The following is a 19,274-nucleotide window of genomic DNA, read 5'->3' as shown; positions in this document are numbered from 1 at the left end:
GTTCCGGCGCTGAGCCCGGGGCGCTCAGCCTCCGGCGGCCGCCGTCGCGGAGGCGCCGCCGCTCAGACGCAGGGCGAGCGGATCGGCGCGGACGCGGTCGAGGCCCGCCCGCACCGCCCCGAGCGCGACCGCGCGGTCGCCGAGGGTCGAGGGCACGATCCGCGGTGCGGGCGCGTGCACGAGGGCGACGACCCGCTCGGACACGTCGGAGAGCAGGGGCTCGGCCGAGGCGGCGAGCGCGCCGCCGACGACGAGGAGCGAGACGTCGAGCAGGTTCGCGAGGGTGGCTGCGACGGCCGTCAGCCGGGCGGCCAGGCGGTCGACGACCTCCCGCGCCAGCGGATCGCCCGCCGCGGCGGCGGCCAGCACCTGCTCGGCGCCCGAGTGCTCGACGGCGTCCAGGAGCGACGGGGCGCGGCCGGGGACGGCGAGGGCCTCCTGCGCCCACGAGCGGGCGAGGGCCGCGACGCCCTCGGCGGATCCGACGCCCTCGACCAGGTCGAGGTAGCGCATCTCGCCTGTGAGCCCGCGGGCGCCCCGGAGCAGCGTGCCGCCCAGGACCACTCCACCTCCCAGGCGCTCGCCCGAGAGCAGCGCGACGTAGTCCGAGCAGCCGACGGCGGCACCGCGCCAGCCCTCGGCCAGGGCGGCGAGGTTGGCGTCGTTGTCGACGACGGCCGACCAGCCGCGCGCGGCGAAGCGGTCGCCGAGGCCGGGGTTCATCGCGCTCCAGAAGCCGTTGCCGTCGGCGGGGGAGCGACCGTCGGCGTCGACGGGCGCCGGGACGCCGAAGGTGACGGCGAGGACCTCGTCGTCCGAGACCCCGGCCTCGCGCAGCGTGCGGTCCAGGATCCGCTCGATGTCCGCGAGGCGGCGCTCGCGGGGCAGCTCCTCGACCGGCTCGTGGTCGACCGGCTCGACGTGGTGCGCGATCGTGTCGCCCAGGAGGTCGGCGACGTCGACGCCGACGCTGTGCTGCCCGGCATCGACTCCGACGATCACGCCGGCCGTGCGCCGCAGCGCGTAGCGGCGCGCGGGGCGGCCCTTCACGTAGTCGCCGGCGGCGCGCTGATTGGCGAGCTCCTCGATCCAGCCCAGCTCGATGAGGTCGTCGCAGACGGCGATGACGGTCGAGCGGGTGAGGCCGGTCCGCTCGATCAGATCGGAGGCGGTGAGCGGGTCGCCGCTCCATGCGCCCTGCAGGATCTCGAGGGCGTTGCGGCGCCGCTGGAACGAGAACGTGTTCTCGGACATCGGTCCCGCCTCCCCTCTTGACCCGGAGCGGATCGGCTGCAACAGTACATCGCGTACTAGATTTTCTACCTAGATTTAGTCGACGAAGCAACTTTTCCACACTTCACGGGAGACGACGACGTGCCCCTCACCACCCCACCCCTCGGCGGCCTGAGCCGCGGGTCCCTCCTCGCCGCGGCAGGAGCGGGCGCCGCCGCGCTCGGCCTCGCCGCCTGCGCCTCGCCCTCCGGCTCCGGACGAACCGTCGAGATCGTGTTCCACCAGTCCAAGCCCGAGGTCATCGGCTACTTCGACGAGGTGATCGAGAAGTTCCACGCGGCGCAGTCCCGCATCCGCGTCGTGCACGACTTCTCCTCCAACCTCTCGGCCGGCTTCGTGCGGTCCAACCCGCCGGACCTCGGCTGCCTGAACTACAACTTCGAGGTCGCGCGCTTCGTCGAGCGGGGCGCGTTCAGCGACCTGTCCGACCTCCCGGAGGCGCAGCGCATCAACCCCGCGCTGCAGCCGTTGATCGAGCAGACCGCGTCCTACCCCGACCGCACGAGCGTGCTGCCCTACTCGCTGATGGTGTCGGCGGTGCTCTACAACCGCGAGATCTTCGCCCAGCAGGGGCTCGAGGTGCCGACCACCTGGACCGAGTTCGTCGCCGTCTGCGAGGCGCTGAAGGCCGCGGGCATCACCCCGCTCTACAGCACCTACAAGGACCCGTGGACGGTGTCGCAGGGCCTGTTCGACTACTCCGTCGGCGGCACCGTCGACCTCGAGTCGTTCTTCTCGCAGCTGAAGGAGCAGGGCCCGGACGTCGGCCCCGGCTCGCCGGTCTCCTTCGAGAAGGACTTCGCCGCTCCCGTCGAGCAGATGCTGCAGATCGCCGCCTACTCCAACCCCGACGCGGCGAGCCGTGCGTACGGCGACGCAACCTCGCGTTCTCGAACGGCGAGGCCGCCATGTACTTCCAGGGGCCGTGGGCGCTCAGCGAGATCGCGAAGACCGCCCCCGACCTCTCGATCGGCGCCTTCCCGCTCCCGATGACCGACGACCCCGCGGAGCGCCGGGTGCGGGTCAACGTCGACCTCGCTCTCTGGATCCCCGAGGCGTCCACCAAGAAGGAGGCCGCGCGCGAGTTCCTCGCGTTCCTGATGCAGCCCGAGATCATCGACGCCTACAACGCCGACAACAACGCGTTCGGAGTGACGACCGATGCGCCCGCCGTCACCCAGCCCACGCTGGTCGAGCTCCAGGAGTTCTACGACCGGGCCGCGTTCAGCCTCGGCGCCTCGCAGCTCGTGCCGCAGAACATCCCGCTGCAGAACTACCTGCAGGGCATGGTCCTCGGCTCCGATCCGGCCCGCACGCTGCGCACGATCGACGCCGACTGGGCGCGCATCGCGTTCCGCTCCTGACCCCTCCTCCCGCCGACCCCTCTCCCCGCCGACCACTCTCAGAGACGAGACACCATGGCCACCACCCTCCCCGCACGGACGGAGGAGCGGCGCAGCGCCGCCGTCCGCCCCGCCGCGCGCCCCACGCCGAAGCGGCGCCGGGACCTCACGTTCCCGCTGTTCCTCCTCCCGGCGCTGATCCTCTTCACCCTCGCGATCACCCTGCCGGCGGTGATGGGCGTCTTCTTCAGCTTCACCGACTCCATCGGCTTCGGCGAGTGGAGCTTCATCGGGCTCACCAACTACGTCGCGCTCTTCTCGGACCCGGCGATCCTCGCGTCCTACGGCTTCACCGTCGGGCTCGCGCTGGTCACGGTGCTGCTGGTGAACGTCGTCGCGTTCCTGCTCGCCATCGCTCTGACCACGCAGATCCGGGGCAAGGTCGCCCTGCGCGCCGTCTTCGTGCTGCCGATGGTGGTCTCGGGCATCATCATCGCGTTCGTCTTCAACTTCCTCTTCTCGAATTCGCTGCCCGGCTTCGCCGCGTCGATCGGAGCGACTCCGCTGGCGAGCAGCATGCTCGCGAACCCGGATCTGGCGTGGCTCGCGATCGTGATCGTCACCGCCTGGCAGGCGGTCCCCTCCGCCCTGCTGATCTACATCGCCGGAGTGCTCTCGATCCCGGGCGACGTCTACGAGGCGGCGTCCCTGGACGGCGCGTCCAGCTGGGGGCAGCTGCGCTCGATCACGCTGCCGCTGGTCGCGGGCTACGTGGTGATCAACCTCGTCATCGGCTTCAAGAACTTCCTGAACTCGTACGACATCATCGTCGGCCTCACCAACGGCGGACCGGGCACCTCGACCCGCAGCGTCGCCATGACGATCTTCTCGGGCTTCACCAGCGGCGACTACGCCTACCAGATGGCCAACGCCACGATCTTCTTCCTCATCGCACTCGTGATCGCGCTCGTGCAATTGCGCGTCTCGCGCGGAAAGGCGGCCTTCTGATGACCAGCCAGGTCCCCCTCTCGCCGGCGCTGCCCGGCACCCGCCCCGCGGCCGATGCCGACGCCCGCCGCGGCGGACGCCGGAACCGCTCGAACCTCCTCCTCACCCTCGTGCTCGCGGTCTGCGCACTGACCGTCATCGCGCCGCTCTGGGTCACCGTCACGATGGCCTTCAAGACGACCGCCCAGGCCGTCGACGGCAACGCCTTCTCGATCCCCGCCCCGTTCTCGATCGACGGCTTCGTGCAGGCCTGGACCCTCACCGACTTCCCGCGAGGCTTCGCCGTCTCGCTGCTGGTCACCGCGATCACGGTCGGCGGCACGATCGTGCTCAGCGCCCTCGCCGCCTACGCAATCTCGCGCAACTGGAACCGCCGCTTCTACCGCTACTCCTTCTTCTACCTGCTCGCCGCGATGTTCCTGCCGTTCCCGGTCCTCGCCCTCTCGCAGGTCTCGCTCACCGGACTCGTCGGCCTCGACAACCCGATCGGCGTCGCGATCCTGCACGTCATGTTCCAGCTCTCCTTCAGCGTCATGCTCTTCACCGCGTTCCTCCGCTCACTGCCGGAGGAGCTCGAGGAGAGCGCGCGACTGGACGGAGCGACCACCAACCAGGTCTTCTGGCGACTCGTGTTCCCGCTGCTCGCCCCCATGAGCGCGACCGTCGGCATCTTCGCCTTCCTCGCCTCCTGGAACGACTTCATGATGCCCTCGCTCATCACCTCCGACCCGTCGCTGCAGACCCTGCCGGTGCTCCAGAGCATCTTCCAGACCCAGTTCAGCAACGACTACAACGTCGCCTTCGCCTCCTACCTGATGGCCATGGCGCCGGCGATCATCGTCTATCTCTTCACCCAGCGCTGGGTCATGTCCGGCGTGACCCAGGGGGCGATCAAGTAAGGCTCGCGGGTCTCGGGGCGGCGATCTGCGGCGTTTTCCGTTCCGCGGGCCTCGGGGCGGCCGTCTGCGGCGTTGTCGATCGGTCGTCGTAGCTCCGCTACGCCTTCCCTCCTCCGCCTTGCAGCCGACCACCCCGAGACCCGCGGCCACCCTCCGAGAGACGCATCGGGCCGTGCTGCGCACGAGCAGCCGCTCAGGGGAGGGGCCCACCTCTGCTGATCGAGTAGCCCGCGGAGCGGGCGTATCGAGATCCACGTCCGCCAGGAGGCGGGTACGACTCACCGAACATCACGAACGGAAGGAACGGCATGACCGAGACCCTGCTCACCAGGAGCGGCACCGCGGAGGACGCGCTGTGGTGGCGCCAGGCGGCGGTGTACCAGATCTACCCGCGGAGCTTCGCGGACGCGGACGGGGACGGGATCGGCGACCTGCGAGGGATCATCGCGCGCATCCCCTACCTCCGCGAGCTCGGGATCGACGCGGTGTGGCTGAGCCCGTTCTACCCGTCGGCGCTGGCCGACGGCGGGTACGACGTGGCCGACTACCGCGACGTGGACCCGCGGATCGGGACGCTCGCCGAGTTCGACGAGACGACGCGGCTGCTGCACGAGGCGGGCATCCGCGTGATCGTCGACATCGTGCCGAACCACTCCTCCGATCTGCACCCCTGGTTCCAGGAGGCTCTCCAGGCGCCGAAGGGCTCGCCCGAGCGCGAGCGCTACGTGTTCCGCGACGGCCGCGGCTCCGACGGCTCGCTCCCGCCCAGCGACTGGGAGTCGGTGTTCGGCGGCCCCGCGTGGGAGCCGGTCGGCGACGGCCAGTGGTACCTGCACCTCTTCGCCAAGGAGCAGCCCGACTGGAACTGGGCGAACCGCGAGATCCGCGACGACTTCCTCGACACCCTCCGCTTCTGGTCCGACCGCGGTGTCGACGGCTTCCGGATCGACGTGGCCCACTCGCTCGTGAAGGACCTCAGCGAGCCGCTGCCCGCGGCCGCCGAGATCGAGGCCCAACGGATCGACGGATCGCACCCGTTCTGGGACCGCGACGAGGTGCACGAGGTCTACGCCGAGTGGCGCGCCCTGTTCGACTCTTACGACCCGCCGCGCACCGCCGTGGCCGAGGCCTGGGTCGACGCCTCCCGCCGCGCCCGGTACGCGAGCCCCGAGGGCCTGGGCCAGGCGTTCAACTTCGACCTGCTCGAGGCCGACTTCGACGCGGAGGAGTTCCGCCGCCTGATCTCGTTCAACCTCGAGCTCGCCGCCGAGTCGGGCTCCTCGACGACATGGGTGCTGTCGAACCACGACGTCGTCCGCCACCCGACGCGCTACGGACTGCCGGCCCGCGGGGACGCGGTGACCGCACCCGCGAAGCAGTGGCTGCTCAGCGGGGGAGTGGAGCCCGAGCTGGACGCCGAGCGGGGCCTGCGCCGAGCGCGCGCCGCGACGCTCCTCCTGCTCGCTCTGCCCGGCTCCGCCTACCTCTACCAGGGCGAGGAGCTGGGCCTGCACGAGGTGCCGGCGATCCCGGATGCGCAGCGCCAGGACCCGACCTTCTTCCGCAGCGGCGGCACCGACGTGGGCCGCGACGGCTGCCGGGTGCCCCTGCCCTGGACGGTCGCCGGCGACTCCTTCGGCTTCGGACCGGGCACCGCGCATCTGCCGCAGCCGGGCTGGTTCGCGGATTCCTCCGTCGAGGCCGAGGAGCGCGACGAGGAGTCGACGCTCGCGCTCTACCGCCGGGCGCTGGCCCTGCGGCACGAGCTGCAGTCCGGCGAGCACCTCGAGTGGCTCGACTCCGAGACCGACGTGCTGCACTTCGCGCGCCCGGACGGCTGGCGCTCGGCGACGAACCTGGGCGCGACCCCGGTCGCTCTGCCGGCCGGTGAGGTGCTGCTCGCGAGCGGTCCGCTGGGCGACGGAGTGCTGCCTCCCGAGACCACGGTCTGGCTGCGCTGAGCCCGGGGACGACGAGAGCGCCCCCGCACCCGATCCGAGGATCGAGGCGCGGGGGCGCTCCGGCGTGTCAGGAGGTCAGTGCGTCGACGGGTCCTGCTCGACCTCGGAGCGGTCGCCCGACCACAGCGTGTGGAAGGTGCCCTCCTTGTCGACGCGCTGGTAGGTGTGCGCGCCGAAGAAGTCGCGCTGGCCCTGCACGAGGGCGGCGGGCAGGCGCTTCGAGGCGAGCGAGTCGTAGTACGACAGCGCGGCTCCGAAGCCGGGGATCGGCACGCCCGAGAGCGCGGCGGTCGAGACGATGCGGCGCCAGGCGGCCTCGCCGTTCGCGACGGCCTCGGCGAAGTACGGGTCCTCGAGCAGCGTCGTGATGCCCGCGTTCTCGGCGTAGGCGTCGACGATGCGGTTCAGGAACTGCGCGCGGATGATGCAGCCCGCGCGCCAGATCTTCGCGACGGCGCCCTTGTCGATCTCCCAGCCGTACTTCTCGGCTCCGGCGATGATCGCGTCGAAGCCCTGCGAGTAGGCGACGACCTTGGAGGCGTAGAGGGCGGCGCGGACGTCGTCCTCGAACCCGTCGTAGAGGGCGACCGGGGTCGGGCGCGACGTGACGCGGTTCTGCACCGCGGCGCGCTGCTCCGGCTTGGACGAGACGGCGCGGGCGAAGACGGCCTCGGCGATGCCGCCGACGGGCACGCCGAGATCCAGCGCGTTCTGCACGGTCCAGACGCCGGTGCCCTTGGAGCCGGCCTGGTCGAGGACGACGTCGATGAAGGGCGAGCCGGTCCCGGCGTCGACCTGGCGCAGCACCTCGGCGGTGATCTCGATCAGGTACGACTCGAGGTCGCCCTTGTTCCACGCGTCGAAGACCTCGGCGATGGCGGCGGGCTCGTGGCCGCCGACGGTGCGGAGGAGGTCGTACGCCTCGGCGATGAGCTGCATGTCGGCGTACTCGATGCCGTTGTGGATCATCTTGACGAAGTGTCCGGCGCCGTCGGTGCCGATGTGTGTGACGCAGGGCTCGCCTTCGGCGACGGCCGCGATCGAGGAGAGGATCGGGCCGAGGGTCTTGTACGACTCGACCGAGCCGCCGGGCATGATCGAGGGGCCCTTGAGCGCGCCCTCCTCGCCGCCCGAGATGCCGGTGCCGACGAAGTGGATGCCGGTCTCGCGGACCGCCTTCTCGCGGCGGATCGTGTCGGTGAAGAGCGCGTTGCCTCCGTCGACGATGATGTCGCCGGGCTCGAAGACCTTCGTCAGCTGGTCGATGACGGCGTCGGTGCCGCGGCCGGCCTGCACCATGATGATCGCCGTGCGCGGAGTGGCGAGCGAGGCGGCGAAGTCCTCGATGGTCTCCGAGGCGACGAAGCCGGCCTCGGGGTGCTCGGTGATGAGCGTCTCGGTGCGCCCGTAGGAGCGGTTGAAGACGGCCACGGTGTTGCCCTCGCGGCTGGCGAGGTTGCGGGCCAGGTTCGAGCCCATCACCGCCAGACCGACGACTCCGATGTTGGCTGTGGCGGTGGGCTTGTCAGACACGGTTCTCCTCGACGTACGCGTTCAGGGACGCGCCCAGGCTACCGAAGCGGCTCGGCGGCGGCCCGGTCCCGAGCGTGCACATCGGTCGCGGCCGCGATTCACGGCCGTGCGGAGGAGCTCACACGGTGTGGTCGGCCGGCACCCGCTCCGAGGGGATCGGCGGCGGCGGAGGAGTGCCGTCGCCGAAGGGCCGCCCGCCCAGCTCCTCGCGGTGCGACGGGACCCGCCAGCCCGACAGGTCCGGGCCCTTCGGGACCACTCCGGTCGGATTGATGTCGCGCTGCACCTCGTAGTAGTGCGACTTGATGTGGGTGAAGTCGATGGTGTCGCCGAAGCCCGGAGTCGCGAACAGGTCGCGCGCGTAGCCCCAGAGGGCGGGCATCGCCGAGAGCAGGTTCCGGTTCGCCTTGAAGTGGCTGTAGTAGACGGCGTCGAAGCGGGCGAGCGTCGTGAACAGGCGCACATCCGCCTCGGTGATCGTGTCGCCGACCAGGTAGCGCTGCGTGCTCAATCGCTCCTCGAGCCAGTCGAGACGGGCCCAGAGCGCGTCGTAGGCCCGCTCGTACGACTTCTGAGATCCCGCGAACCCGCACTTGTAGACGCCGTTGTTCACGTCGTGGAAGACCAGCTCGGCCACCTCGTCGATCTCGTCGCGGAGGTGGTCCGGGTAGAGCTCCGGCGCTCCGTCGCGGTGGAACGCGGTCCACTCGGTCGAGAAGTCGAGGGTCATCCGCGGGTAGTCGTTGGTGACGACCTCGCCGGAGGGGATGTCGACGATCGCGGGCACGGTGATGCCCCGGGGGTAGTCGGGGAAGCGCTTCAGGAACGCGTCCTGCAGGCGCGGGATGCCCAGGACCGGGTCGACTCCGCCGGGATCGAGGTCGAACGTCCAGCTGCGCTTGTCGTGGGTCGGACCGCAGATGCCCATCGAGAGGGCGTCCTCGAGCCCGAGCAGGCGCCGGACGATCACGGCGCGGTTCGCCCACGGGCAGGCCCGCGAGACCACGAGGCGGTAGCGGCCGGCCTCGACGGGGAAGCCGTCGCTCCCGTCCGCGGTGATCCGCGTGGGGATGTAGTTCGTGTCGCGGTGGAACCCGTTCTTCTCCACGTAGGAGCCGAAGTCGTCGTCAGTCATGGTCCGCACGCTAACGAGTGCTCCTGACCGCCTCCCGGCAGCGCAGAACGGGTGGCGGGGGAGGTGATCGGCCGGTAGGGTGGGCAGCTGAACTTCGGCGAGGGATGCACCACGCATCCGTGATCGACGCGGTGGAAGCAGGCGAGGCCCCGAGAGGGGCGCCGCGGACTTTTCCTCACGCTGACATGCGTTCGAGTCGAAACCCCGTCCGTGGCCCCGGCCACGACCCGATCCGGTGGCGTGCGCGCCGCCCAAGGAGAACATCATGGCTGAACTCACCAACAAGGTCGTCGCGGAGCTCCGCACCTCGTTCGGCAAGGGAGCGGCGCGCAAGATCCGCGCCCAGGACAAGATCCCCGCGGTCCTCTACGGCCACGGCACCGAGCCCCAGCACGTCACGCTGCCGGGCCACCAGGTCCTGCTGCTGACCCGCAAGGCGAACGCGATCCTCGAGCTCGACATCGACGGCACCCCCCAGACCACCCTGGTCAAGGACATCCAGCGCGACCCGGTGCGCCAGATCATCGAGCACATCGACCTCGTGGTCATCAAGCTCGGCGAGAAGGTCTCGGTCGACATCCCCGTGCACGTCGAGGGCGAGGCCGCTCCCGGCACGCTCGTCTCGATCGACGCCAACACGCTCTCGCTCGAGGTCGACGCCACCAAGATCCCGCAGAGCATCGTCATCTCGGTCGAGGGCCTCGAGGCCGGCACGCAGATCGCCGCCGGCGACGTCGTGCTGCCCGACGGCGCGACCCTCGTCACCGAGGCCGACGTGCTCGTCGTCAACGTCACCGCCGAGGTCGAGCAGGACCTGGGCGACGAGGACGAGACCCCGGCCTCGGGCGACGTCGTCGCCGAGACCGCCGAGTAGTCTCCCCACCCGCACCACCGGACGGGCCCGCCGCGATCGCGAGCGGGCCCGTTCCGCATCCGGCACGTCCGCATCCGGCACGAGAGAAGGACCACCATGGGCGACACCTGGCTCGTCGTCGGGCTCGGCAACCCGGGAGCGCAGTACGCGCGCAACCGGCACAACGTGGGCCAGATGGTGCTCGACGAGCTCGCCTCCCGGATCGGCGGCTCGTTCCGCCGGCACACGCGGGCGAACGCGACGGTCGCCGAGGGGTTCCTGCGCCCCGGCGGCCCGAAGCTCGTGCTCGGCAAGCCGAACAGCTTCATGAACCTCTCGGGCGGCCCGACCTCGCAGCTGCTCGACTTCTACTCGCTCGCCCCCGAGCGCCTGATCGTGGTGCACGACGAGCTCGACATCCCGTTCGACACCCTGCGCCTGAAGCACGGCGGCGGTCACGGAGGCCACAACGGCATCCGCGACATCCTCGCCGCGACCGACGGAGCCGACTTCCTCCGGGTGCGCGTGGGCATCGGCCGTCCGCCCGGCCGCCAGCCCGCCGCCGACTTCGTCCTCAAGGACTTCGCGGGCCCCGAGCGCGAGACGCTTCCCATCCTGATCCAGGACGCCGCCGACGCCGTCGAGCTGATCGCCGACTCCGGCCTCGCCGCCGCGCAGCTGAAGTTCCACACGAGCGCCTAGCCCGCCTCCCGTCGACCTCCTCGCCACCCCCTGCTGATCGAGTCGCGCCCTGCGCCGGCGTCCCCTCTTCGCGCGCCTCGTCCCGCGCTCGGCGCCGCGCGCCGGGTACGGTGACGGGACCGTCTGCGAGGAGGTCCACCGTGAGCGAGTCGTTCTTCCCCGACATCGATCCGCGCCCGTACGACGAGGACGACCACCTCCCCCTGGGGGACCTGCCGGCCTGGACCGGTGCCCCCTGGCATCGAGCGCCCGGCCTCGTCCTGATCGACCGGGAGCTCGGTCGCTCCGCCGACACCGTCGTCTCGCTCGAGCTGGCTCGCTGCCACTCGGAGGGGATGCTGCTGAGGATGACCGTGCGCGTCTCCGACACCGGACGGCGCGCGCGGCAACGGGTGTTCGAGTATCTCGAGCGCGCCCACGGCCGCGGGCAGCTCGACGAGCGATTCTCTCCCCAGGGTCTGCGCTGGGGAGTCCGCTTCGCCGACGGCCGTCGCGTGACCACCTTGGACGAGTCCCCGTGGGCGAGCATCGGCGATCTCGCCGAGACCGAGGTGCCCGGTCCCGTTCTCGAGGGCGCCGGCCGCCCGGACGTGCACGGCGACTCGTGGTCGCGCGAGTTCTGGCTCTGGCCTCTCCCGCCCCTGCCCTCGCTCGAGATCGCCGTCTCCTGGCCGGCCCGCTCCGTCCGCGAGACCCTCACCCTGCTCGACGCCGCCCCTCTTCTCGACGCGGCGCCCGAGCCCGCCCGCTCTGGTCCGCCCCGCCCGGCTGACGTGCGCCCGCGATCGACCCCCACCAGCTCCGTGTCGGGGGTCCGCAGTAAACTCGGACAGTGCCACTCAACGAGATCATCTCGGCGCTTTCGCGCGCCTCCACGTTCGACGACGCACTGGCGTACGCGGTGCGCGACGCCGACTTCTCCGTCACCGACGGCCTGCGGGTCCCGCTGCTCGCGGGGCTGCTCGAGCGCCGGGCGGAGGCGGGCCGACCGCAGGCCGCGCTCGTCGTGACCGCGACGGGCCGCGACTCCGAGAACGTCCGCGCCTCGCTCAGCTGCGTCATGCCCGACGCCGACGTCGTCGAGTTCCCCGCGTGGGAGACGCTGCCGCACGAGCGGCTGAGCCCGAGCGCCGAGATCGTCGGCCGCCGCCTCGACGCGCTGCGGCGCATGAAGACCTGGACGGCCGAGAAGCCGCTGGTCGTCGTCGCCTCCGTCCGGGCCGCTCTGCAGCCGGTCGCCGACAACCTCGCCGACATCGCGCCGATCCGCCTCGTCAAGGGCACGCGCGGCTACGACCTCGGCCGCATCTCCGCCGAGTTGGTCGATCTCGCCTACGCGCGCGTCGACATGGTCACGCGGCGCGGCGAGTTCGCCGTCCGCGGCGGCATCCTCGACGTCTTCCCCGCCGTGGCCGAGCACCCCAGCCGCATCGACTTCTTCGGCGACGAGGTCGACTCGATCCGCGCCTTCTCGGTCGCCGACCAGCGCTCGCTGCCCGGCGAGTCCGACTCCGTGGTGCTGCCGCCCAGCCGCGAGCTGCTGCTCGTCCCGGCCGTCCGCCAGCGCGCGCGCGAGATGCTGCACGAGTTCCCCAGCCTCTCGGCCATGCTCGCGAAGATCGCCGAGGGCATCCCGGTCGAGGGCATGGAGTCGCTCGCGCCGGCGCTGCTCGAGCGCCTCGTGCCGATCTCGCACTACCTCCCCGAGGGCGCGGCCGTCGCCGTGCTGGCCCCCGAGCGCGTCGCCACCCGCGCCATCAGCCTCGCCGAGACGAACCGCGAGTTCCTCCAGGCCGCGTGGAGTGCCGCGACCGCCGGAGCCGAGGCGCCGATCGATCTGGCCTCGGGCGAGTTCATCCCGCTGGGCGCCCTGCGCGACTCGGTGAAGTTCAGCGCCCCCGGCGCCGCCGCTCCCGATCACCCGTGGTGGACCATGAGCACCTTCCGCCAGGGCCCCGCCGTGGGCGAGGCCGAGGTCCTCCCCGAAGACCTGGGGATCGACGAGATCCTCGCCGTCCGCGTCGAGGGCGAGCCCGTGCCCGGATTCGGAGCGAACGTCGAGGGCGCGCTCGCCCACGTCCGCTCCCGCCTCTCCGACGGCTGGACCGTCGTGCTCACCGCACCCGGCACCGGCACCGTCGAGCGCACCGACCAGGTGCTCGCCGAGCACGAGGTCGCCGCGCGCATCGTCGCCGACCTGCCCGGCGAGGTCGAGGCCGGTCTCGCCTACGTGCTGCAGGCGTCCGTCGACCACGGCTTCGAGGTCCCGGAGGCGAAGCTCGCGCTGCTCACCGACACCGAGTTCTACGGACGCACCGTCGGCTACGACTCCCGCGCCGTCAAGAAGCTCGCGTCCCGCCGCAAGAACGTCGTCGATCCGCTGCAGCTCACGCCCGGCGACCACGTCGTGCACGCCACGCACGGCATCGGGCGGTTCGTCGAGCTCTCGCAGCGCGAGGTCTCGAGCGGCGGCCGCAACGCGGTGAAGACCAAGCGCGAGTACCTCGTGCTCGAGTACGCGCCGAGCAAGCGCGGCTTCCCGGGCGACAAGCTCCTGGTGCCCACCGATCAGCTCGACCTCCTCTCGCGCTACGTCGGCGGAGAGGCGCCGGCGCTGAGCAAGATGGGCGGCAGCGACTGGGCCCAGGCGAAGAGCAAGGCGCGCCGCGCGGTCCGCGACATCGCCGTCGAGCTCGTGAAGCTGTACTCGGCCCGCATGGCCTCGCCCGGCCACGCGTTCCCGCCGGACACCCCCTGGCAGCGCGAGCTGGAGGAGGCGTTCCCCTTCGCCGAGACGCCCGACCAGCTGACCGTGATCGACGAGGTGAAGGCCGACATGGAGCGGCCGATCCCCATGGACCGCCTGCTCTCGGGCGACGTCGGCTTCGGCAAGACCGAGGTCGCCGTGCGCGCCGCGTTCAAGGCGATCCAGGACGGAAAGCAGGTCGCGATGCTCGTGCCGACGACGCTGCTCGTGCGCCAGCACCTCGAGACCTTCCAGGAGCGCTTCGCCGGCTTCCCGGTGCATCTGCGCGCCCTGAGCCGCTTCCAGAGCGCGAAGGAGTCGAAGGAGACGATCGACGGGCTCGCCGACGGCACCGTCGACATGGTGATCGCGACCCACCGCCTCCTCTCGGACAACATCGTCTTCAAGGACCTGGGACTCCTCGTGATCGACGAGGAGCAGCGCTTCGGCGTCGAGCACAAGGAGAAGCTGAAGGCGCTGAAGAAGAACGTCGACATCCTCTCGATGAGTGCGACGCCCATCCCGCGCACCCTCGAGATGGCGGTCACGGGCATCCGCGAGATGTCGACGCTGGCGACCCCGCCCGAGGAGCGGCACCCGATCCTCACGTTCGTCGGCCCGTACTCCGAGAAGCAGGTCGGCGCCGCCATCCGCCGCGAACTGCTGCGCGAGGGCCAGGTGTTCTTCGTGCACAACCGCGTCTCGACGATCAACCGCGTGGCCTCGCAGCTCGCCGAGCTGGTTCCGGAGGCGCGCATCGCGGTCGCGCACGGCAAGCTGAGCGAGGCGCAGCTCGAGCGCATCATCGTCGACTTCTGGGAGCGCAAGTTCGACGTGCTCGTCTCGACGACGATCGTCGAGACCGGCCTCGACATCCCCAACGCCAACACGCTCATCGTCGATCGGGCCGACAAGTACGGGCTCTCGCAGCTCCACCAGCTGCGCGGGCGCGTGGGCCGCGGGCGCGAGCGCGCCTACGCCTACCTGCTCTACGACGAGACGAAGCCGCTCAGCGAGACGGCGCACGACCGGCTGCAGACCCTCGCCGCCAACACCGATCTCGGCGGCGGCATGCAGATCGCGCTGAAGGACCTCGAGATCCGCGGGGCGGGCAACCTGCTCGGCGGCGAGCAGTCGGGTCACATCCAGGGCGTCGGCTTCGACCTCTACCTGCGGATGATCGGCGAGGCCGTCGACACCTTCCGCGGCGACGTCGCCGAGGGCCAGACCGAGCTGCGGCTCGAGCTGCCGGTCGACGCGCGGATACCCGAGGAGTACGTCGACAGCGAGCGGCTGCGCCTCGAGGCCTACCAGAAGCTCTCGGCCGCGTCGTCGCCCACCGCGAAGGAGGGCAGCGTCGAGATGGTCGTCGAGGAGCTCACCGACCGCTACGGCGAGCTGCCCGAGGCGGTCGAGAACCTGATCCTGGTGTCGCGGCTGCGGATGCGCGCTCAGAAGGCCGGGCTCAGCGACGTCGTCGCGATGGGCTCGAACGTCCGGGTCGCGCCGGCGCACCTCGCCGACTCGATCCAGGTCCGGCTGCGCCGGATGTACCCGAGTGCCAAGTACCTCCAGCAGGCGAACGCGTGGTCGTTCCGATGCCCGTCCTCGACGGCGTGCCGCTGAACGACCGCGCGCTCATCGACTGGGTCGCGAACCTGCTCGAGGCGCTCTTCCCCGAGCCGGCCGCGGTCGCGAGCTGACCGACCGCCCTCCGACCCCCGAACGAAGGATCACCGTGACCGCACCCGCCGAGCACTCCGTCCCGCCGCGCGTCCCCGCGCCCGACGAGCCGAGCATCCCCGAGCTCGAGGACGACGAGACGATCGCCCCGCGCCCCGAGGAGGAGGTCGCCGACCTCGGCCGCGCCGAGCCCGACCTCGACGACCACTCCTAGCCCCTCGACCCTCCGCGAGATGCCGGTTCAGTGCACGACACGCCGTCACGGGCGTACCGGAGTGGCATCTCGCGGTGGTCGTCAGTGCCCGAAGTGCGCCCGGACCTCCGCCTTCCAGCGGTCGCGGTCCTCCGCCGAGACGAACGCCGCGTCGAACGAGTTCAGCGCGAGCTGCTCGAGCTGCTCGTCGTCCATGCCGAGCTCCTCGACCAGCGCCCGGTAGTTGGCGTCGACGTAGCCGCCGAAGTAGGGCGGGTCGTCGCTCGAGACCGTCGCGACGAGGCCCTGGCGCAGCATCTCGGGCAGGGGGTGGTCCTTCATCGTGTCCACCGCGCGCAGCGCCACGTTGGACAGCGGGCACACGGTGACCGGCACCTTCTGCACCCGCAGCATCGTCACGACGGCCGGATCCTCCATCGCGCGGATCCCGTGGTCGATCCGCTCGACCTTCAGGAGCTCGAGGGTCGCGGCGACGGTCTCGGGCCCGCCCTCCTCGCCCGCGTGGGCGACGAGGTGCAGCCCCTCCGCCGCGGCCCGCGCGTACACGTCGACGAACAGCTCCGGTCCGAAGCCGACCTCGTTCGAGTCGAGCCCGACCCCGATGATGTGCTCGCGGTAGGGGAGGATCGCCGTCAGCATCTCGTCGGCCGCCTCGGCGCCGAGGTCGCGCAGGAAGCACATGATGAGGTCGGTCGAGATCCCGTGCGTCTCCAGGCTCGCGCCGAGCGCGCGCGTGAGTCCGGCCATGACCGTCTCGAGCGCGACTCCGTTGCCCAGGTGCGTCTGCGGATCGAAGAAGATCTCGGCGCGCCGGACGTTCGCGAGCTTCGCCCGGTCGAGGTAGCCGGTGGCGAGCTCGAAGAAGTCGCGCTCGGTCTTCAGCACGGTGAGGTTCGAGTAGTGCAGGTCGAGGAACGAGCCGAGGTCCGTGAACGCGTACCGGGCGCGCAGGGCGTCGATGTCCTCCGTCGGCAGAGCCACCCCGTTGCGGCGCGCCATCTCGACGATGTGCTCGGGCTCGATCGTGCCCTCGATGTGGATGTGCAGCTCGGCGCTCGGCGGCGCTCCTCGATCGAGGGGAGTGGTGTCGGGCACGGTGATCCTGTTCCGGGTCGCCGGATGCGCCCCGCGGTGACCCTAGCCGCGTCGTGTTACGCGCCGATGACCGGCGGATGTGGACTCCGGCCCCGGATTGCGACTTCCGCTCGTCGGTCAGCAACGCGGACGAGGTCTGTCGGACGTCGCTCCTACGTTTCTCTCATGGGAAAATCACGGGTTGAATCACCCCCGCAGGACGAGACGCCTACTCGCTCGTCGCGGGAAGCGCTCATCGAGATGGGCGTCATCTCGATCGTCTTGACCTCGCTCGTCGTGCTTGTTTTCGCGCTGGGAGGAGGTGGGTTCGAGGAGACTTCCGCGTCGGCAGTGCAAGCGGGCACGGTCGTACTCGCTCACATCGGCTGGGCCTTCGGAGTGAACGTTCCTGTCCTACTCAGCTTCTATCTGCTCATTGCCGGTCAAGATTTGAGAGGTCGGCCGTCCGCAACCCTCACCCGACGCAGGCTCGGGTTCGTCGCAGAGTTGCTCACCGCCTCTCTCGTCCCTCCGATTCTTCTCGTACTCGTCGCGGCCGCTGAGGACCGCGAGCTACTCGGTGCCCTACTTCTGATCGGTCCGTCGTTCGCTGTCCTCGTTTTCCTGGCAGCGCAGTTGGGAACCTTCATCGCTTTCGACTATCGCGAGCGCAGAGATGCGGCTCAACGCGAGAAGGAGTGGCTCAGTACGCGTTTGGGTGATCTCGCCGGACGAGCGGGGCGCGCACCCATCGTCGTGCTGGTCGTCAACACTGTCACGGCTGCAGCGGTCGCGGGCCTGGCCACTCTGTTCGCGGGAGTGCCCGTGTCGACTGTGGTGGTAAAGGAGTTTTCATTCCTCGTCGTCGCGTTCCTGCTCTCAACCGCAGATCTTCTCGGGCTCTTTCTTCTCTTGACGGGCCGGGGGACGAGCGAGAAGGTCACGAGCACTGTCGGTCCCGCTGTTGTGACGCTGCTGGTTCTGATCTTCCCCTTCAGCGAGATGGTTGCGGGTCGCTGGGAAACAGGCATGGGTTTTGTCGCAGTGATCGGGCTGGTGACTGCGTCGTCACTGCTGCAACGACGAGGAGTCGAGGGTGGTCTCTTCGCCTGGACACTGAACTCGGCGGGGACTTCATGGGCCCGATCGGCTCTTGAACGTCGATTAGCGCGCGCGACGTCTGAGATCGAGGGCCTGAACGCCTCTGATGAAGAGCAGAGGGCTGACAAAGACGTGCTGTTCATTCTTCTCATGGCCGCCGGCCGCACGTGGCGTCGCGCCTCTTCCGCCTCTTCTCGCTCGGACGCCACCAGACGCCGCTGACAAAATGGGGGCATGCCGCTGCTCGCCCTTCGCCGCCGGATCGCGCCCGTGCCGTCAGACGCTCCGCTCGTCCGACTCCGCGAGGTCGCCGTGCGGAGCGGCGAGGCCGAGCTGCTCGCGCCGCTCTCGCTGGAGGTCGAGCCGGGGGAGGTCGTCGCCGTCACGGGCCCCAACGGCAGCGGGAAGACGACGCTGCTCCGCGTGATCGCCGGGCTGACCCCTCCCACCGCCGGCACCGTCGAGGTCGCCGGGGCTCCGGTGGACGAGCGCTCGCACGAGCACCGGCGCCGCGTCGCCGCTCTCATCGGCACCCCGCCGTTCGAGCGCGATCTCACCCTCGAGGACCATCTCGCGATGGTCGCCCTGTCGTGGGGTGCGACGCTCGCCGAGGCCCGCGAGGGTGCCGTCCAGGGCCTCGACTCCCTCGGACTCCGGGCCCTCGCCCGCCGCTTCCCCCACGAGCTCTCCTCGGGCCAGACCCAGCTCTTCTCCCTCGCTCTCGTGCTCGCCCGGCCGAGCGAGGTCCTCCTGCTCGACGAGCCGGAGCAGCGCCTCGACGTCGACCGCGTGCCGCTCGCGGTCGAGGTGCTGCGGGAGGCGGCTCGCGATCGGGCGGTGATCATCGCCACGCACAGCGCGCCGGTGACCGACGGCCTCGCCACCCGCGAGCTCCGGCTGGGCCGCCGATGAACCGGATCCGCGCGGTGCGAGCCCTGCACCGCTCCCGGTCCGATGCTCGCGACCGCGCCTACTCCGGCTACCTCGCCGCCCTCACCGTGCTCGTCGTCGTGCTGCCGGTGCTGCGCGCTCTGGTCCTGCTGGCCGGCGATCCGGCTCCGGTGCTCGCGGGCCTCGAGGTGCCGGCGGTCGTCGGAGTCGTCGCCGGACTGCTCCTGCCCGCCGCGGTCCTCCTGGGCCGGGTCCGAGGTCCGGCGGTCGACGAGCCGCACCCCACCGCGGTGCTCCTCGCGACCGACCTGCCCCGGCGTCTCGTCCTCCGCCGACCGGTCGCCTCGTCCAGCGCGGCCGTGGTGCTCGCCGGAACCGCTGCCGCGGTCCTGATCGCGGTCGCGACGGAGTCGTCGCTGCCACTCGCCGCCGTCGGGGGAGCCGCCGGCGGGGCGGTCCTCGCGGTCGCGTGGCTCGCCGGCGAGTGCCTCCCGCCGCGCTGGTCCGCCGGGCTGGCCGCGGTGACCGCCCTCGCGGTGCTGCTGCCCGTCGGTCCGGCAGCCGTCGTCCCGGCCGCGCTGACCGGATCGGACCTCTCCGCCGTGATCGCCCCTCGTCGCGTCCGCCGCCCTCGCCCTCGCAACGGTGCCACGCCTGCTCGACGCCGTGCGCGGGCCGCTCGTGCTCGCCCAGTCCCCGGCAGTGGCGCGCGACGCGCGACCGGGGGAGCGATCGGCGAGGTCGCCGACGCGCTCGAGGGCTACCGGGCCCGCCCGCGCCGGCTCCGCGCGCTCTCGGCCGTGCGGATCGCGCCGTTTCGCCCCTCGCCGTGCCGGTC

15 protein-coding genes and 2 pseudogenes are annotated in these 19,274 nt (G+C 71.0%); 13 read left to right on the top strand and 4 right to left on the bottom strand.

Annotated elements, in window-relative coordinates; translation table 11 throughout:
• Positions 1-24: 24 nt before the first annotated feature.
• The gene (locus tag B0T42_RS16890; protein ID WP_077224207.1) at positions 25-1,254 is read right to left on the bottom strand and encodes an ROK family transcriptional regulator; all 1,230 of its coding nucleotides are present in this window, start codon (positions 1,252-1,254) and stop codon (positions 25-27) included.
• Between the two features lie 120 nt (positions 1,255-1,374).
• On the opposite strand from B0T42_RS16890, the gene B0T42_RS16885 reads away from it, so the two are divergent.
• The 5 genes from B0T42_RS16885 to B0T42_RS16870 all read left to right on the top strand — a co-directional run bounded on the left by B0T42_RS16885 (position 1,375) and on the right by B0T42_RS16870 (position 6,504).
• Positions 1,375-2,286 carry an ABC transporter substrate-binding protein gene (locus B0T42_RS16885; protein ID WP_342418273.1) on the top strand — a complete coding sequence of 304 codons (912 nt, stop codon included), beginning with the start codon at positions 1,375-1,377 and terminating at the stop codon, positions 2,284-2,286.
• Complete coding sequence (locus B0T42_RS22450; RefSeq protein WP_342418272.1) at positions 2,202-2,657, top strand: hypothetical protein; 456 nt, start codon at positions 2,202-2,204, stop codon at positions 2,655-2,657. Before B0T42_RS16885 ends, B0T42_RS22450 begins: the two co-directional genes overlap by 85 nt.
• Before the next feature lie 54 nt (positions 2,658-2,711).
• Positions 2,712-3,644, top strand: coding sequence for a carbohydrate ABC transporter permease (locus B0T42_RS16880; RefSeq protein ID WP_077224206.1), 933 nt, complete (start codon positions 2,712-2,714; stop codon positions 3,642-3,644).
• Entirely contained in the window at positions 3,644-4,543 is a 900-nt protein-coding gene (locus B0T42_RS16875; protein WP_077224205.1) for a carbohydrate ABC transporter permease, read from the top strand. The genes B0T42_RS16880 and B0T42_RS16875 overlap by 1 nt, the downstream gene beginning before the upstream one ends.
• 308 nt (positions 4,544-4,851) lie before the next feature.
• The gene (locus tag B0T42_RS16870; protein WP_077224204.1) at positions 4,852-6,504 is read left to right on the top strand and encodes a glycoside hydrolase family 13 protein; all 1,653 of its coding nucleotides are present in this window, start codon (positions 4,852-4,854) and stop codon (positions 6,502-6,504) included.
• Positions 6,505-6,579: 75 nt separating this feature from the next.
• Here B0T42_RS16870 and gndA read toward each other — a convergent pair whose 3' ends face one another.
• Together gndA and B0T42_RS16860 are read right to left on the bottom strand one after the other, a co-directional pair.
• Positions 6,580-7,983 carry an NADP-dependent phosphogluconate dehydrogenase gene (gene gndA, locus B0T42_RS16865; protein ID WP_236720370.1) on the bottom strand — a complete coding sequence of 468 codons (1,404 nt, stop codon included), beginning with the start codon at positions 7,981-7,983 and terminating at the stop codon, positions 6,580-6,582.
• Positions 7,984-8,155: 172 nt separating this feature from the next.
• Positions 8,156-9,172 carry a glutathione S-transferase family protein gene (locus tag B0T42_RS16860; protein ID WP_077224202.1) on the bottom strand — a complete coding sequence of 339 codons (1,017 nt, stop codon included), beginning with the start codon at positions 9,170-9,172 and terminating at the stop codon, positions 8,156-8,158.
• Positions 9,173-9,437: 265 nt separating this feature from the next.
• Between B0T42_RS16860 and B0T42_RS16855 the strand changes: the two genes are divergently transcribed.
• The 5 genes and pseudogenes from B0T42_RS16855 (at position 9,438) to B0T42_RS20240 (ending at position 15,370) form a co-directional block, all read left to right on the top strand.
• Positions 9,438-10,046, top strand: a complete 609-nt coding sequence (locus B0T42_RS16855; RefSeq protein WP_077224201.1) for a 50S ribosomal protein L25/general stress protein Ctc — start codon at positions 9,438-9,440, stop codon at positions 10,044-10,046.
• 96 nt (positions 10,047-10,142) lie between these two features.
• On the top strand, positions 10,143-10,727 hold the full coding sequence (pth, locus tag B0T42_RS16850) for an aminoacyl-tRNA hydrolase (protein ID WP_077224200.1): 585 nt from the start codon (positions 10,143-10,145) through the stop codon (positions 10,725-10,727).
• A 140-nt stretch (positions 10,728-10,867) separates the two neighbouring features.
• The gene (locus tag B0T42_RS21595; RefSeq protein WP_236720369.1) at positions 10,868-11,737 is read left to right on the top strand and encodes a hypothetical protein; all 870 of its coding nucleotides are present in this window, start codon (positions 10,868-10,870) and stop codon (positions 11,735-11,737) included.
• Positions 11,629-15,176 (top strand): annotated as a pseudogene (gene mfd, locus B0T42_RS16845) (transcription-repair coupling factor). Before B0T42_RS21595 ends, mfd begins: the two are co-directional and overlap by 109 nt.
• 35 nt (positions 15,177-15,211) lie before the next feature.
• Positions 15,212-15,370 (top strand): hypothetical protein, encoded by a 159-nt coding sequence (locus B0T42_RS20240; protein ID WP_158078169.1) that lies wholly within the window; start codon positions 15,212-15,214, stop codon positions 15,368-15,370.
• A gap of 81 nt (positions 15,371-15,451) precedes the next feature.
• Here B0T42_RS20240 and B0T42_RS16840 read toward each other — a convergent pair whose 3' ends face one another.
• Positions 15,452-16,465 (bottom strand): adenosine deaminase, encoded by a 1,014-nt coding sequence (locus B0T42_RS16840; RefSeq protein ID WP_077224199.1) that lies wholly within the window; start codon positions 16,463-16,465, stop codon positions 15,452-15,454.
• Between the two features lie 165 nt (positions 16,466-16,630).
• Here B0T42_RS16840 and B0T42_RS16835 point away from each other — a divergent pair, with 165 nt between their 5' ends.
• The 3 genes and pseudogenes from B0T42_RS16835 to B0T42_RS16825 form a co-directional block, all read left to right on the top strand.
• Complete coding sequence (locus B0T42_RS16835) at positions 16,631-17,767, top strand: hypothetical protein (protein ID WP_139344555.1); 1,137 nt, start codon at positions 16,631-16,633, stop codon at positions 17,765-17,767.
• 12 nt (positions 17,768-17,779) lie between these two features.
• The gene (locus tag B0T42_RS16830; RefSeq protein ID WP_077224197.1) at positions 17,780-18,457 is read left to right on the top strand and encodes an ABC transporter ATP-binding protein; all 678 of its coding nucleotides are present in this window, start codon (positions 17,780-17,782) and stop codon (positions 18,455-18,457) included.
• Positions 18,454-19,274, top strand: a pseudogene (locus B0T42_RS16825) (hypothetical protein); the annotation flags it as partial. The gene B0T42_RS16830 and the pseudogene B0T42_RS16825, both read left to right, overlap by 4 nt.

The organism is Rathayibacter rhapontici (genome assembly GCF_001995175.1).
Taxonomy (GTDB): domain Bacteria; phylum Actinomycetota; class Actinomycetes; order Actinomycetales; family Microbacteriaceae; genus Rathayibacter.
This window is presented reverse-complemented; position numbering and strand designations above follow the sequence as displayed.

Excerpts from the sequence above, each read along its gene's own strand:
- B0T42_RS16880 (WP_077224206.1), top strand. The coding sequence starts at position 2,712 with ATGGCCACCACCCTCCCCGCACGGACGGAGGAGCGGCGCAGCGCCGCC.
- B0T42_RS16835 (WP_139344555.1), top strand. The coding sequence starts at position 16,631 with ATGGGAAAATCACGGGTTGAATCACCCCCGCAGGACGAGACGCCTACT.
- gndA (WP_236720370.1), bottom strand. The coding sequence starts at position 7,983 with ATGGGCTCGAACCTGGCCCGCAACCTCGCCAGCCGCGAGGGCAACACC.
- B0T42_RS22450 (WP_342418272.1), top strand. The coding sequence starts at position 2,202 with ATGTACTTCCAGGGGCCGTGGGCGCTCAGCGAGATCGCGAAGACCGCC.
- B0T42_RS16875 (WP_077224205.1), top strand. The coding sequence starts at position 3,644 with ATGACCAGCCAGGTCCCCCTCTCGCCGGCGCTGCCCGGCACCCGCCCC.
- B0T42_RS16890 (WP_077224207.1), bottom strand. The coding sequence starts at position 1,254 with ATGTCCGAGAACACGTTCTCGTTCCAGCGGCGCCGCAACGCCCTCGAG.
- B0T42_RS16860 (WP_077224202.1), bottom strand. The coding sequence starts at position 9,172 with ATGACTGACGACGACTTCGGCTCCTACGTGGAGAAGAACGGGTTCCAC.
- pth (WP_077224200.1), top strand. The coding sequence starts at position 10,143 with ATGGGCGACACCTGGCTCGTCGTCGGGCTCGGCAACCCGGGAGCGCAG.
- B0T42_RS16855 (WP_077224201.1), top strand. The coding sequence starts at position 9,438 with ATGGCTGAACTCACCAACAAGGTCGTCGCGGAGCTCCGCACCTCGTTC.
- B0T42_RS16870 (WP_077224204.1), top strand. The coding sequence starts at position 4,852 with ATGACCGAGACCCTGCTCACCAGGAGCGGCACCGCGGAGGACGCGCTG.
- B0T42_RS16830 (WP_077224197.1), top strand. The coding sequence starts at position 17,780 with ATGCCGCTGCTCGCCCTTCGCCGCCGGATCGCGCCCGTGCCGTCAGAC.